Annotated in this window: 8 protein-coding genes; all 8 read right to left on the minus strand. The window is 46.0% G+C overall.

All coding sequences use genetic code 11. From position 1 onward, the window contains the following. Positions 1-314: 314 nt before the first annotated feature. Positions 315-1682, minus strand: a complete 1368-nt coding sequence (locus ACG2F4_RS04785; RefSeq protein ID WP_395259048.1) for a sulfatase — start codon at positions 1680-1682, stop codon at positions 315-317. A gap of 1 nt (position 1683) precedes the next feature. Continuing rightward, complete coding sequence (locus tag ACG2F4_RS04790) at positions 1684-3180, minus strand: RagB/SusD family nutrient uptake outer membrane protein (protein WP_395259051.1); 1497 nt, start codon at positions 3178-3180, stop codon at positions 1684-1686. Between the two features lie 42 nt (positions 3181-3222). Beyond that, on the minus strand, positions 3223-6726 hold the full coding sequence (locus ACG2F4_RS04795) for a SusC/RagA family TonB-linked outer membrane protein (protein WP_395259054.1): 3504 nt from the start codon (positions 6724-6726) through the stop codon (positions 3223-3225). A 26-nt stretch (positions 6727-6752) separates the two neighbouring features. Continuing rightward, on the minus strand, positions 6753-7781 hold the full coding sequence (locus ACG2F4_RS04800; RefSeq protein ID WP_395259057.1) for a FecR family protein: 1029 nt from the start codon (positions 7779-7781) through the stop codon (positions 6753-6755). A 455-nt stretch (positions 7782-8236) separates the two neighbouring features. Continuing rightward, a complete protein-coding gene (locus ACG2F4_RS04805; protein WP_395259060.1) occupies positions 8237-8800 on the minus strand; it encodes an RNA polymerase sigma factor in 564 nt (187 codons plus the stop codon). Positions 8801-9132: 332 nt separating this feature from the next. Next, positions 9133-9933 (minus strand): DUF1080 domain-containing protein, encoded by an 801-nt coding sequence (locus ACG2F4_RS04810; protein WP_395259063.1) that lies wholly within the window; start codon positions 9931-9933, stop codon positions 9133-9135. A 116-nt stretch (positions 9934-10049) separates the two neighbouring features. Then, entirely contained in the window at positions 10050-11762 is a 1713-nt protein-coding gene (locus tag ACG2F4_RS04815; protein WP_395259065.1) for a RagB/SusD family nutrient uptake outer membrane protein, read from the minus strand. Positions 11763-11805: 43 nt separating this feature from the next. After that, positions 11806-14934, minus strand: a complete 3129-nt coding sequence (locus ACG2F4_RS04820; protein WP_395259067.1) for a SusC/RagA family TonB-linked outer membrane protein — start codon at positions 14932-14934, stop codon at positions 11806-11808. Positions 14935-15433 lie beyond the last annotated feature (499 nt).

Genomic DNA, 15433 nt, shown 5'->3' on the forward strand with positions numbered 1-15433 from the left:
CGGGAGTACAACTCCCTGAAAACGAAAAATTGAGGGTTTTGTAAAGCCATCTGTTAAATAATACCTCAAGGATGGAACATCCCTGTCTTGAAGAGAAAATGGACTCCTCCACTGTCCCGTTGACTGCACTGAAGAGATCAGCCCATTTGTTTATCAGGAAAAAACGGGTAACCCTTTGACCCGGATTATTCACGAAATAGAACAAATTACGGCTTAAGCCAATAATATTATTATATCTAGCGGAAGTACCCGGTAGCTCAAATTTGGGTATCCTCACAAATAGTTGCGAAATTTGGTGAATAATCCGGGTTAAATTAATCCTCTGGTTCCCACCACTGGTTAAGCCGGGCCTGCAGCCGGTCGACTAACTCAGGATGTTCGTCTGCCAGGTTTTGGGTTTCTCCCGGGTCATCCATCACGTTAAACAGTTCCAGTGGTTTGTCCGGCAACTGTTCATCGCCGGGAACAATCAATTTCCAGGGACGCTGAAGGATCACCCGATGCTCCAGGCTCTTTCCCGGGACTTTCGGATCAATCATATCATGGGTGAAATCTTCACTGTATACGGTAGTTCGGTCGCGGCGATCTGGGGAGTTAAGGATATTAATGCCGGGAAGGTTCGATGGTCCCTCCACTCCGGCAGCCGCGAGAATGGTGGGGACAATATCCGTGCTGCTGACGAAGCTCGTCGTGTCCATACGCGCGTTGGTATGGCCCGGCCATTTGTACATAATCGGGGTGCGGATGCCCAATTCGTAGGGTGCCTGCTTGGAACCGGTCAGGTACCGGTTGGCCTCCTCAGGATTCTGTGCCCAACCGTTATCGGCTACGTATACGATCAGCGTATTTTCAGTTAACCCGCGCTGATCCAGTATATTCTGCAGTTCACCAACGGTCTGGTCAAACCACTCACACATCGCCCAGTAGCGGGCTACCGGCTCACTGGGAGCCCTGTCTATATATTTTTCAAGGAGTGAATCCGGGGGCGTATGCGGTGTATGTGGCATAAACGGGGCATACCACAGGAAAAACGGCTGCTCCGCCTCCATGGATGTGTCTATAAAGTTGGAAATTGGCTCCATCCCCTCACGCCCGATGTCGAGGCCATCGTCCCCGTGGCGGCCACCCCGGGAGGGATCCCCGTGGGTCATCCCCTCGGTAAATCCTGCATCTTTCCAGCTTCCTTCCCACCACTTGCCGGTCTGGAACGAGCGGTACCCGGCCTGGCCCAGAAGGGTCGGCAGGTTAGGAATTTCCAAAAAATTTTGGGTGATCGGTTTATTTTGTTCTGCGCGCTCCAGCATCCACTCCTGGCCATATCGCTGCCCGTCAAAAGAGAATTCCGGGTCGTTGCCCGTTACCCTGTGCTGATGGGGAAACAGTCCTGTAGCCAGTGTTGCCAGCGAGGGACGGCACAACGGGGCCGCCAGGTATCCACGAGTAAAGGTCAGGCTCTCCTCGGCCAGCCCGTCGATGTTGGGGGTCTCGATGTGCGGATGCCCCATAAAGCTGTAATCCGTCCAAGACTGGTCGTCGGAGATGATGAGCACGATGTTGGGCGGCGTCTCATCAATCTCCTCCTGACTTCTGGACTCCTCATTTGAACTACATCCCACGAAAAGGAGCGAAAGTAAAACTACTCCCAAAAAGTTTTTTAACAGCATATAGTTAAGCTTCCCCATGCTAGTATCCCGGATTTTGTTCCATGTTGGGATTCAGAATTAACTCATTCTCCGGAATAGGATATAAGGTCATGTGAGATTCTACATTGAAAGCATTCTCATCCAGAGGGGTCGTTTCGGTAAAGGGCGTAGATGGATTTTCAACGGCCTCCTCACCATGGGCTCGCATGGTCTCCACCGCAGTGCCTGATCGAACCAGGTCATACCATCGTTTATTCTCAAACGCCAGTTCAAACCTCCTTTCGTTCAGTAATGCCTGCCGAAAGGATTCCTGGTCAGGTAAATCGACCGGTGTTAATGCCGACAATCCCGCCCGGTCTCTTATCTCGTTGAGCAGATCAAAGGGCTCTCCCGTGTCGTATCCTTGTTCATTAATAGCCTCTGCGAGCATGAGCTTAACATCGGCGTAGCGGATCAGCGGCCAGTTGTGATTGGTGCGGGGAAAATTCTCATCGGTGGCCTCATCCCATTTTTTGATATATGGAACATTGGCTCCACCGGGATCGAAATAACCAATTGAGACCTCCTTTCTCTCGTCATCTTCATCATAGGCATCAACCAATTGCCATGTAGGTAAATTTTTGCCCCATGTTCCATCGCCAACCAGGGTTGGAATTACTTCCGGAAATCCTCCCACGGGAGAGAACTGAAACAGAAAGTTACTGGATTCCCCTTCGGACCCCTCTTTAAACGGGACTTCATGAATCATTTCCGAATTAAATTTATTTTGGGGATCAAAAATATCAGAATAGTCAGCTAGCAGAGAATACCGATTTGAATTTATAATCTCTCTCAATTTTGTCTCGGCATCTGCGTAGTTACCTCGCCACAGGTGGACCTTGGCTAACACCGCTTTCGCTGCTCCACTTGTGGCCCGTCCCAGATTGGCGTTATCGTAGCCAGCCGGCAATAGCGATTCCGCATCCTGCAGGTCCTGAATTATAGCATCATACACTTCATCTGTTGGGCTTTGGGTAATCTCAAAGGTATTTAACCCACTGTTGAAAGGCTCTAAAATTAACGGAATATTGCCCCACAGCCGTACGGCTGTAAAATAGAAATAGGCTCTCAAAAATTTTAACTCGCCTTCCAGTCGCTGTCCCAGATCGGAATCAATGGCTCCATTTTGAATTCCATCCTCTAATTTTGACAACGGTAAATTCGCATCTTTTATGCCCGTAAACAGGGTATTCCACGCATTCTCGATTTCCGGTTCATCCGAGACCAACACGAACCAGTCTATACGAACCAGCGACCGCAACACGCCGCGATTTAGCCCGTTATCAAAATGGGTGTTGTCACTTCTCGCCTCCTCCAGTACATGGGCCTGGAGCACCCACTGTTGCAGCTGGTTATAGGCTGCATCGGTTGCCTGGATAAACTGGTCGTCATTCTGAAAAAAGGTTTCACTCGTTGCAATGGATTCAGGTTCCGGCTGCAAAAAATTCTCGCAACCCACCATTGAAACACCTGCCAGCCAAATTACTATTATCTTCAAATATATCATCCTTAAACCATCCATAATAAATCCCCTTTAAGTCTAAAACTTTAAGTTAATTCCAAGTGAATACGAGCGAGCCAACGGATTAACATAACTGTCAATTCCGGGTTGTACAGGATCACTGCTGGCCGAAACCTCAGGGTTAAACCCGGAATAATTATCGAACCGAGCAACATTGTCAATTGTAAATATGAAGCGAACCTGGCTCGTCCCTATTTTTTGTGAAATCTGGCTGGGCAAGCTGTAACTCAGCTTTATATTTTTAATCCAAAGATGATCGCCCGGCTCCAGCCAGTCATCCATCCATTCCCGAGAATTTGCATTAACCTCAGACCTTGGTACAAATCCGTTGCCCGGATTTTCAGGAGATTGCCATCTATCGAGAACCAATGTGCTGACATTCCAGCGAGCTACCTGGTTTAGGTCTACATCCCGGATTGTTGGCATAATTTGATATCCGAGCATGCTGGACAGCAATACGGAAAAGGAAAAATTCCGGTATGACAGTTGATTGTTAAAACCCAAAATCACATCTGGAGTCGGGTCTCCGATAACCGTCATATCATTTGTGCGATCGATAACTCCATCTCCATTCAAATCTTTATAATGGTTGGTTCCCGGCACTTTGGGGAGTCCTGCAAAATTAGCCGTATTTGGATCATTTGCTGTTTCCTCATTGAATAATCCCACACGCACCAGGCCCCACAGGGCTCCCACTTCGTCCCCTACTTGCACGACGTTGGTACCGCCACGTCCTCCAAAACGCAGCCGGTCGATTTGTGCCGGCATCTTGGTAACTTCGTTTGTAGTCCACGAAATGTTTAAATTACTATTCCACTGTACTCCCCCGTTAAAATCCTTAAAGGCATTAATGGAAGCGTCAACGCCTTTATTGACCATTTCACCGATATTAACTCTGGTACTTTGGAACCCTGAAGCTCCGGGTGTATTAACATTAAACAGCATGTTTTTTGTGGTCTTATTCCAGTATTCAACCTCCATGGTAATACTATTATTCAGCATGCGGAGGGTGGTCCCTATTTGCCACTGTTCGGCTGTTTCCCATTGCAGGTCTTCATTACTTATGGCCGATAGTGATTTGGCTTCGCGCACATTATCCCCAAATACCGCCCGCACGGAGGCAAGTCTTCCCAGGGCATCAAAATTGCCGATGGCATTGTTGCCCGTCTTGCCGTAACTCCCTCTCAACAGTATTTCATCAATGAAAGCGTCATCAGGATAAAAATTTTCATTGGAAATTCGCCATCCCAGGGCCCCCGACGGAAAATTTCCATACCTGTTGTTTGCCCCCAGCCGGGATGACCCCTCGCGTCTAAAATTAAGTTCTGCCAAATATTTGTCCTGATAGTCATATTTTATTTGGCCAAAGACCGCCAGCAGCGACCATTCATAATCACTGCTAAAACCATTCAGCTCTGCGGCCTCGGCAAAGTTTACGATCTCATCGGAGGGGAAGATGGCTCCATTCATTTGATCTGTAACGCCGGTCTCCTTTTGTGCGGTCTGTCCCAGTGTAACATTAAAGTCGTGCGCTCCCATAGATCTGGTGTAACGGAGTATGTTATCGATGCCCCAATTCTCTAATTTGAATATTTGGTTCGTCGCATTGTTATTCTGTGGAGGCCCGCCCCTGGAAAGATCACCCGGACCAGCGATACTGATTTGGCCTATGGTCGTAGGTTGGAATTGTTCGGTTTCACTGGTGAGCTGTCGCACATAAATGCGTGGCGCATAATGCAGGTTGTCCGTTATCCCCACATCAAAGTCTAAATTAGCTTGTAAGTCCCGGTTAATAACCCTGTCGAGTTCTTCTTTAGCCTGAAATATCGGGTTAGGTCTGGCAAAAAAGCCCGGAGCGTCTCCCGGAACGAAAGGGATAAGATTACCATCCTCGTCATATGGAGATATGAGTGGGCTCCCTGTTATTGCAGCCCATAATCCACTCCTGTGTCCATCTGAAGGGATCCTGTTATTTTCCGTTCGCATACCATTTAAATTTAGTCCCATTTGTATGCTTTCAGAGAGATCCGCATCGATATTTGAACGCAAAGAAAAACGTTGGAAATCATCTGAAGGCAGCAGGCTCTTTTCTTCCAGATAACCGCCCGAAATAAAGGCCCTCAGATTTTCATTACCCCCTCGATAATTGAAATTGTGATTATGAGAGAACGAAGAACGGCCTTCCTGGATAAATTCATCGAGCCAGTCGGTCCCTTCCGGACTTAACTCACCGCGTTCCAGGGCTTCCTGTGCGTCAAGAAACCGCTGAGGTATTGGTGTGGGAGTGGAAACATTATTAAACTCATCGAGCTCCCGGATACGCTCTATATTAAATTGAACAGCCTCTTCAGCGTTTAACATCTGAGGCCTCCAGCTCTCCGGAAGCTCTTTAATTAGAAGGGATGAGCTATAGGTAAATTCGCTCATCCCGGAAGCAGCATTTTTAGTTTCAACAAGAACAACTCCATTGGATCCTCTGGCACCATAGATAGCCGTTGCTGCCGCATCCTTCAAGACTGTAATACTCCCAATGTCATCAGGATTCAGCGTCTGCGGGAAACCTGTTCCTACGGGAAACCCATCAACCACAATTAATGGTTCTACTCCGGCATTGACCGAGCTCGTTCCCCGAACTCTAATAATTGGAGGAGAACCGGCAGCACCGGTACCATCCTGAATACGAACACCGGAAACGCGGCCTTTTAATAAATCTCCCGCTTGTGGAGTATTTTGATCACTCAAATTCAAATTATCCGTATTAACCGTGGAAATACCTGAAACTACATCTTCCCTTCTCTGCGTGCCGTAACCCACAACCACCAGCTCTTCACCGGAAATGGCCTGGGATTGCAACGCCACATCAATATCCGTGCGTCCATTTATTGGCACTTCCTGTGTCTGGTACCCGATAAAGGAAAACACGAGCGTATCCTGCAGCGAAGGTACATTCAGCTCAAATCCCCCCTCACTGTCGGTAGAAGTTCCCGTGGTGGTTCCTTTGACCAGTACATTCACCCCGGGCAATGTCTCCCCGGTACCGGCATCCGTCACCGTTCCCCGTACCGTTTCCATCTGTTTTACCCTCTTGTTGTCAAGTATCCGTCGAATTACCAGGACATCACGGCTGGAGGGAAGCACGGCCTCCAATCCCGTTCCGGAGAGCAGGGTATGCAACGCTTTAAAAACGGAAACGTTCTCAAAGTCAGCGTTGACCTTTTTGTTCGGTACATGTCGAACTTCAAGCGCCAATCCCACATTTACCTCGTCCGCCAACAACTGAAGTGCCGAAACAAGCGTAACCTCATGCAGTTTTAGCGAAACCTTTCGTTGTGAATTGGAGGCAGGTTCATTCGCGACCAGCTGTGGCTGATGACGTTCATCCTCATCCGAAGTCTGCAGATAGGAACCTGAGGCAAAGCCCGCTTGGGCGAGCATGCAGAAACAAAGCAAAAACAGGGCCATCTCTTTGATCCAAATTCCAAGCCTGTCCAGTACTGTCACCGTTCTATTATATCTATCCATATCATCCCGTTATTTTTATTTACAGATCAAGATTTTACGTTATCTTTTACCCAAATTACGCTGTTGTCTTTTCTCTCATAATCTATGTGAAGCGTCATGGAGACCACCTCCAATACCTTTTCTACAGACCCATACTGGAAATCCGTCGAGAGAGTCAGCCTTTTCAACTCTTCATCCGAATAGTTAAATGAAAGGTCAAATATTCGACTCAACTGCAGGCTTACCTTGTCAAGCGGGGCCTCATTAAACTCGAGTCGTTTGTTCATCCAGCTCAAATAGTTGTTCACGCCAAATTCATCAACCTGGATCGTGCGCTGTTCCAGATCGATATAGCCAAATTGTCCCGGTACCAGCTCGGTGGCCTCCTCCTCATTCTGTCGCTCTGTCCACATCGAAACTTTTCCTTCTGTTACAGCTACTTGCACGTTATCTTCATCAGGATCCGCTTTGACGTTAAATGCGGTACCTAAATCCTTGATGGAAGCACCCGGCGTGTGAATTACAAAAGGCCGTGTTTCATCATGAATCACTTCAAAGTACGCTTCACCAGTCAGTGTCACCTCTCGCTCGGATCGCCCGTAGCCCTCTGATATTTGAATCTGGGCATTGCTGTTTAACCGGATCTTCGTCCCATCACTTAAGGAGAGAAGCTTGTGCTGATCTTCTCCCGCCTTATACAGTACAGGTTGTTCGGCGACCTGGGATTGCTGATTCATATCTGCCCAGTTGCTAAAAACTACAACGCTTGAGACCAGTACTACGAGAGCGACGGCTGCGACTTGCCAGTAGTAATTCGATTTTCTGCCCGAAGGAGTAAGATATCTGTCAGCTGGAGGGGCTTCGATTCCACTTTCAATTGTATCCCACATCTTCTCCGACCGTATTTCTGACATCAGCGGCGTAATACGTTCATCCTTGAGGAGATCAATATCCTGGTCCAATTTCTTTTTCAGAAATGCTTTACCCTCCGGCTTGCTGAACCAGTCCAGAACCTTCCCGGCCTCCTCGGCAGAACAAGTATTCCTAAAAAATCTTTCTACTTTTTCAAGATCCATATTAATTGTTACTTGGCTCTTTATTACTTAGTACGTTTTCACAAAGGGAAAGTATTAGATCGATTTCAAATAAATTTTAAAACGGGCTGCAGCTTACTTCTCTATGTTCCATACATTTCCGCTTCTGTTCTGTATCCTATCATAAATTCATGAGGGAGGGGAGATCAACTGGGAGAAGCCCGACAAGAGGGCAAAACAAGTTTAGGATGTCTCCTCGTTAAAGGCTGGGCTATTCTTGGCGATAGAATTGTTTAAATCCTTTTTTAAAAGCCATGAACGGCTTTTTGTATGAACACAAACGAATCCTAACCACGGGCGATTAGGTATCGGTTATCGGGAATTAGTTATTGGTTTTTACCAATTAACGAAACACGCCTGCGTTGTGTTTGTTGGTACAGCTTGCATACGAATCAATGTAGTTTGGGAAGAATGCAGACTAGGAGTCCGACAGACTCCTAGATTATGTCTCTCTTTCCCAGGTATTCCCGAATAAATTTTGAGCTGCGATAATATTGTGTTTTTACCGTATGGATTGACACGTTGTTTTTTTCAGCTATTTCAGCATTTGTAAGTCCCTCAAAACTGCGCATTTTGAACACTTTCCGTTGAGCGGGGGTCAGTTTTTTGAGAGCTTGAATCACCAAGTCTTTATATTCGGCCAGGATGAGTTCTTCAATAGTGGAATTGCGAAGGCGATTATCTTCTGAGAGCTTTTTATACCCGTCTTTGACTTTATTTCTGGTCTTTCTCTTTCGAATCATGTCAATAACATGATTTTTCAACATGGAAAAAAGCAGTCCCTTGATGGAGCGAGCCGGATCCAGCTCTTTCCTCTTTTTCCATAATTTCAGGAAAATATCCTGTATTGCGTCCTCGGCAAAGGCTTCATCCTTCAGGTAGCGTTTTGCCACGTAATAGAGCTGCTCATGATATCGTTCATAGATTTCTCTAAGTGCATGTTTCTTACCCTTCCGAATTTTTTTGACCAGTTCGCTGTCACTCATATTATTGATACTCATCCCATTCACCTTAACCAAATGAGTTCATCTCGAAAAATTCGGCAAGTCCCATTTATCTTCTGGAAAGACATGGAATCGCAAAATCCCCACCTACCTCTACACTGTATAAGAGACGACAGAGATGGGCTTCTACTCCTTTTACCGAATACAGCAGGACAAATAGCGGGATAAGCCTCTCTTGATGGCTTACTTAGAAGCACTCAACAAGTTACTATCTGAGGACGTTGCAAAACCCTTAATTCCTTGTTCTGAGGGAGTTGAACTCCCGTTTACAAGGGCGTTGGCAAATCCCCTCCCAACAAAATAGCAGGTTCTGCAAAGATCCCTGTCATTTAGTTCAACCTCTTAATCCTGAAATTTCGGTATTCCACCTTCATGGGAGGGCCAACATGTACCTGGACGCCAAGCCGACCATCAAACCGGCGGTTAACCGTATCCCGATCGGTCGCGTCGCTCATCAACGCGCCATTGACGTAATGTTGCAGATGATTTCCCCTTGCTATTATGTGGTACTCATTCCAGTTGCCATTATTTATATTGGCCTTCAGAGAATCCACATTTCCCAAAGAGCCAACGACATTTCTTGCAGTCCACTGATTATTCTGAATGTAGGTCTCCAGGGAGTCTGTTTCGGGCATCGGCGGGAGGATCACCTTTTCACCAATCGCCGCCAGTGTGGTACGCCTGCGCTCTTCATAATTCATCCCGGTGTACCGGTTCTGGCCGTCCAGGTCTGCCTGGTATCCTCGCAGGGCATAGGGCACTCCCTCAACCCGTTCACTCCGGTAATTGATTCCGCTGTTTCCATCCGCCGAGATCCGGTACTCAACCTTAAGCTCAAAGTCAGATGGCATATCTCCCTGCCAGATGATAAAGCTGTTTCGGTCAAGTAGTGTACTGGGGGTCACCTCTCCGACCAATGCGCCATCTTCGACACGCCAGTAGGTTGGATCACCTTCCCATCCATCTAGCGTTTTTCCGTTGAATATTTTCTTAAATCCGTCTTCTGCTGGAGTTGCCTCATCGGGTTCGCCGCAACCAACAACAGCAGTAAGCAATATGGTCCAAAGGAAGCAATGAGCAAACATATTATGAGCGAACTTCGATATCTCTTCATTAATTCTTGTATACATGAGCTTCCTCAATCAAAAATTTCAATTAAAACAATTGTCTTGGGTAAAAAAATAGGGAGAGCTTTTGCAAGCCCTCCCTTTAAAAGATCTACATGTTAATTATTGGTTTAGATCACTTATTGATAGAAACTATTTTGTGTGATCTGACCCTGGGTATTCTGAATCTCACCTACTGGTATAGGCAGAACCAGTTCAGCTGGAGAAGAAATATCAATGTTGCTAATTCCTTCAACATTGCCCTCTTTTGCTATACGATCATCATGGAAGGTAACCAAAACATCATGAGCAAAGGAGAGCGTACCATCATTATAATGTGAAAATCGGAACAGGTCCATTATACTATGCCCCTCGGCCAACAGCTCCACAGTCCGTTCCATAAAGATAGCTCGGCCCAAATTATCACTATCCAAAAAGGTTCCTTCAAGGATAAATGGTACAGGATAATCGGTATCAAGTGTCGCAATACTGGTAGGAGCCATACCTGCACGCTCACGGATATCATTGATATACCCAATAGCAGCAACGTCATCGCCCCCATCTCCTCGCTGCCAGTGCGCCTCTGCCAAAGCTAACAAAGCATCAGCATACCGAAATATTACAAGATTACCATCCTGTTCACCGTCACTAGCAATCTGACTCGGCCAATAGTACTTTTTAATTGTGGCAATAGAGTCACTTGACACAGAAAAAGGCGTGTGTGCTACACCTCCGAATGTTGCATTGGACGGGTCAGCTGTCCAATAGAACATATCCGTGTATCGTTCATCATTGGCGGTATCAAAGAAATCCCAAACCTGGTATGAAGGATATATCCCCTCGTTAGATCCATCTACCGTTGTTGGCATACCGGGAAAATTATCCTGCATAATGCCGTTGTCAGCGTAATGATGAGGAATAACCATATCCAAAAAATCTGCATCAGGCTGACCGGCCACACTATTTGAGTACTCGAGCTCAAAAATGGACTCGTCGTTATAATTATTATCAGGATTAAAGATATCGATATATTCACCCTGTGGCAGAAGCGAATATTCGCCAGCCAATGATTCCAGGGCAGAAATCGCACCTGTATAATCACCTGTTAATAACCGTGTTTTACCCAATAGGAAGTTTGCCGCCCCGGCAGTAGCACGTCCAAGATCGGTGCTACCTTTAGAGGGTAGTGAAGTAGCATCCTCAAGGTCACTGATAATTTGTGCATATACTTCACTTTCTGAAGCACGCACTTTATCAAGAGCTGCTGCAGGAGAAGAAGTCTCCTCCGTCACAAGCGGTACGCCTGTGCCGTCTACATCACTCCAGAGCTGAACCAGGTTGAAATATGATACAGCACGAATAAATTTGGCTTCGTTCAAGATCCGATCACGCTGATTGCTATTTTCCCATTCTATATCATCTATTCGGGTAATAACAGTGTTTGCAGTATTGACCGTCTCGTAAAATCCCCCCCAAATTTGTTCGGGTATGGTATTACTGGGGTTTACAAACCAGCCCATTACGTTCTGGGCATCAATACCCGGAAGATTGGGATCAAACATCCGGTTGGTCGCATAGCCACGGGTCTCTTTCAACAGTAAATTTGTGTTAACACCATCACCAAGTCCCAACACTCCTCTCAAATCAGTATAAGCAGCTGCTAAGGCCGCCTCAAAGTGAGAGGGTTGTTCAAAATAATTGGCTGTGGTAGTAAACGAAGCCGGGTCCGGACTTAAATAGTTGTCTGTATCGCACCCGGTCCAAAGGAACATGACCGCGCAGAGCATCACAGCCGCTGGCCACACCCTCAGAATTCGGTATCGAACTTTATTAGTTTTATTAGATAATTCCATAGTGATTATTCCATAATTTTTTTTGCAATTAGAAAACACCCTCTTACAGGCCTATTTCTAGACCTAATGAAAACGTTGTTGCAAGCGGATAAGAAGAAAAATCTCGTCCGAGAGAAAGGTTTCCGGTCTGCCCATTATCCTGTGCTTCGGGATTACCCGGATATGAGGTTATGATCCAGGGGTTATCCACCGACATGTACACATTAGAGTTTTTGGTGCCGGCAAATCCAGATGGCAGGTTATACCGGAGCGTTACATTACGCACCCACACATTCGTACCATCATAAATGTTGAGCGTATGCTGACCACGATAGCGCGTACGAGCCTCTGACGGTCCTAGAGGAGTTGGATGCCTTCCATCACCAGGTTCTGCTTCAGAACGGTAGAAATTATTGGCATAATCCGCGGCTACATTGAACAATCCATCGATGTTAAGAGCAGTACGGAAGTACTCTCTGCGATTGATATCATGGCCTATGCTACCGGTAACATTAAAACGGAAATCCCAGTTTTTATATCGTATGGTATTCACCATTCCAAATGTCCAATCGGGATGTGGATTACCAATCACAGCAAAATCACCTTCAGGAGGTGGACCAGGGGTAATCTGACCGTCCCCATTTACATCCAAAAATATCAAGTTCCCCGGAATCGCTCCTGAATATTTGGGCACATTGGAATCTGCTATCTGCTCTGGAGTGTACAGGGCATATCCATCGGGTACTACATGTCCGAGGTGTAACGCCATAGGATCACCCACGCGTGTAATGTGGGCAGGCTGTCCTTCTGCTCCTGCACCATAAATTGGAGCTCCATTTGGCAATGAAGTAATCTCATTGCGATACATTGACCAGTTCAGGTCTGTTAACCATGAAAAATCATCGCGTTCGACGTTAACAGTATTGAGAGTAACCTCAAGCCCCCAGGTTTCCATATCACCCAGGTTCTCGGTTACTGAGCCAAATCCGGAACTTGTCGGCAGGTTGCGGTTCAAAAGCATATCGGAGTTAGTCCGATTGAAATATTCGACGGTAAGATTCATCCGATAATTCAGTAAAGAAGCATCCACACCAACATTAACCTCCTTTAAACGCTCCCACGTCAGGTTGGGATTGGCAAGTGAAACAATTTTCCGTCCACCTGCAACCGAGCCATTGTTAAACATATAGTCCGCTTGCTCAACGGTTCCCAACGCAGAGTAATTACCTATTTGGTTATTACCACTGAATCCGTATGAACCACGCATACGCAATTCATCGAAGGTCTCGGAATTAAAAAATTCCTCGTTGTGCACATTCCATGCAACCGCAGCTGAAGGGAAATTGCCCCAGCGATTTTCACTACCAAAGCGTGAAGAACCGTCAGCGCGGAAGGTGGCAGTAAATATGTACCGGTCTAACAGGTTATAGTTTGCCCGCCCCAGCCAAGACATCATTGACCACTCTGATTCTAAACTATTACCGGTAAGATCAGAAGCAACGTTCAATGTACGTATCTCATCATCGGGAAACTCTCCATTAAATTGGGAGGTGTATCTGTATCCAGTCTGAACACTATATCCTGCTAATGCGTCCAATGTACCGGGACCAAGTTCCCTGTTAAAGTTGACGGTTATTTCACCCAACAGGCTGTTGTCTCTAGAATCGTTGATATATCCTATAGGCGTTACCGGTGGGTTACTATTAATTCCACCAAAAGTTGATGGCCTGAAGTACTCTTCTGTAGAAAGACCCCAATCCACGTTCCCACTGGCACGTGCGGTCAGCCCTTCCATAAACTCATAGTTCATAAAGGCGGTACCAATTCCTCGTATACCATCAAAGCTTTGATCAAGATTTTCAAGTACGTAGAGTGGGTTCGGATGTTGCCAGGTTCCCGGACTTCGTACATGTTGCTGAGGATAAACAGTAAGTTCACCGTCGACATAAGCAGGTCCAAGAGGACTCATCATCATAGGAGAACCTTGTACTGAACCACGGCCCTCTTCAGCGACATCGGGAAGATTTCTTTTCGTATAACTGGGAGCTAGTTTTAGTCCAACAGTAAGTTTGTCTGACAGCGATGCCTCCAGGTTCGCACGAAGGCTTACCCTGTCAAACGAAGTATGTTTAATAACACCTTGGTCGCTACGAACATTAGCAGAAAAATAGGAGCGAATGGATTCGTTACCGCCACTGATAGAAACGTTAGCATCATAACTTATTGCATTGTCCTGGCGGACGGTCTCAAACCATTCGGTATCATTGTAGTTCTGCGGATTGGCATACACATCAGGTAAAGGCGTACCTGCACCCATTCTATCTTCCCAGATAAAACGCCAAAAGGATGCGTACTCTTCAGCATTGGCCATATCGAATTTCATCCGTTCAATATCTTGTGAAACTGAAGTAGAGACATTCACATTGACCTGTCGTGCACCGGCAGATCCGCCTTTCGTTTCAATTACAACTACCCCATTGGAAGCACGAGAACCATATATAGCGGTAGCAGAAGCATCTTTTAATACCGTAATAGATTCTATATCCGAAGCTGGAATATCAGAGAGCGGGCTCCTGTAGTTCGCTGCTTGTTCTTGGTCTGGATTGGGTTGCGGCAGCGCAAAACCATCAACTACATACAGAGGAACCACTCCTGAGCCAGCACTACTGACACCACGAATCCGAACCTGAGCTCCAGACCCGGGAACACCCGTGGTCTTCTGAACGGTAACTCCGGCAATCTGTCCTTGCAGGACCTGTTCCGGACTGCTTACAGACAAACTCGATATATTTGCATTGTCTACAACTCCTACTGATCCAGTTACATCCTCACTTCGCTGGGTACCATATCCAACTACTACGACATCTTCACCCATCACAGCCGCTGGAGTCATTTCTATATTGACGGTTTGACGACCGTTAATCGGTTCATTGACGGTTTCATACCCCACAAATGAAAAGACGAGTGTAGCGTCCAGTGAAGGTACATCTAGTGAATACTCACCATCTGCATCGCTAGAAGTACCAATCTGGGTGCCCTGAACTGAAATATTTACTCCCGGCATAGTGACACCGGTTTCAGCGTCTGTGACTGTTCCGGTAACTGTCTGGCCAAATGCAACAGAGGTCAAGAACATCAGTGATATCCCCAACATCCAGAAAGCCTTCAGCCTTATCCTGAATTGATTTAACATATATAACATGTTTATTTCCCTATTTTTTATGTTAATAGTATATAAAAAAGAATACGGTATTAGATTAGGCCTTTATCCCCCCCTTACCCCTTTGATTTGTTATTATTTAAAATGAATCTACACTTTTTAAATCCTATTAAGTGCAAGCAGATTTCCCTAATTAACCTTATTATCTATATAGATAGAGGGCCCCATTATTAATTACTACTCTTTTTAAAAAAATTATTTTTTCCCGTCAATACCTTCCCTACTTAATTTGTTTACGACACGTTTAGAGAGTAGCCTTTAAATACAAGGGGCCATTCAAGCTAGTGGTATACCAGGTAAAGGGGGGGCTTTAAAAAGCCTGACTATCCATGACACTAAAACCGACTTCGACAAAATTTTATCATCCGTAAAAATATTCCAACCAATCAGCTTACTGTTTAGGGCAAGCTACATTTTCTCTGTGAACAACTTTAACGGTTATCACATTATTGGCTTAGTCCTGTTCTGGGCA

Source organism: Halalkalibaculum sp. DA3122, assembly GCF_043951865.1.
In the GTDB taxonomy this organism is placed as follows: Bacteria; Bacteroidota; Rhodothermia; order Balneolales; family Balneolaceae; genus JAMQKA01.

What these genes read in the sequence shown, in the direction of transcription:
- ACG2F4_RS04785 (WP_395259048.1), bottom strand. Translation starts at nt 1,682, where the DNA reads ATGGGGAAGCTTAACTATATGCTGTTAAAAAACTTTTTGGGAGTAGTT.
- ACG2F4_RS04795 (WP_395259054.1), bottom strand. Translation starts at nt 6,726, where the DNA reads ATGGATAGATATAATAGAACGGTGACAGTACTGGACAGGCTTGGAATT.
- ACG2F4_RS04820 (WP_395259067.1), bottom strand. Translation starts at nt 14,934, where the DNA reads ATGTTAAATCAATTCAGGATAAGGCTGAAGGCTTTCTGGATGTTGGGG.
- ACG2F4_RS04815 (WP_395259065.1), bottom strand. Translation starts at nt 11,762, where the DNA reads ATGGAATTATCTAATAAAACTAATAAAGTTCGATACCGAATTCTGAGG.
- ACG2F4_RS04810 (WP_395259063.1), bottom strand. Translation starts at nt 9,933, where the DNA reads ATGTATACAAGAATTAATGAAGAGATATCGAAGTTCGCTCATAATATG.
- ACG2F4_RS04800 (WP_395259057.1), bottom strand. Translation starts at nt 7,781, where the DNA reads ATGGATCTTGAAAAAGTAGAAAGATTTTTTAGGAATACTTGTTCTGCC.
- ACG2F4_RS04805 (WP_395259060.1), bottom strand. Translation starts at nt 8,800, where the DNA reads ATGAGTATCAATAATATGAGTGACAGCGAACTGGTCAAAAAAATTCGG.